This is a genomic window from Mesorhizobium sp. WSM4983 (assembly GCF_029625765.1).
Taxonomy (GTDB): Bacteria; Pseudomonadota; Alphaproteobacteria; order Rhizobiales; family Rhizobiaceae; genus Mesorhizobium.
The window spans coordinates 1-240 of sequence record NZ_JARTVM010000060.1 but is presented as its reverse complement, the minus strand read 5'-3'; the positions used below and the strand labels follow the sequence as shown (position 1 = coordinate 240).

The following is a 240-nucleotide window of genomic DNA, read 5'->3' as shown; positions in this document are numbered from 1 at the left end:
CATCAATAATGCCTATGTCAGTTTTGAACGTGTCTTTAATCCATAGCTCAATAACCGACCTGTGGTGGTACTTTCCAACAACGACGGCTGTGTGGTATCACGCTCAGCCGAAGCGAAAGCACTGGGCATAAAAATGGCTGTGCCAATATTTCAAATACAGCAGTTGATCGAACAACATCAAGTCGCAGTGCTGTCGAGCAACTACGCACTGTACGCAGAAATGTCCAAACGCTTTATGAA

At 45.0% G+C, this 240-nt stretch carries 1 pseudogene; it reads left to right on the top strand.

What is annotated here, in order from left to right:
* Window positions 1–58: 58 nt before the first annotated feature.
* A pseudogene (locus tag P9254_RS28935) lies at window positions 59–240 on the top strand (Y-family DNA polymerase); the annotation flags it as partial.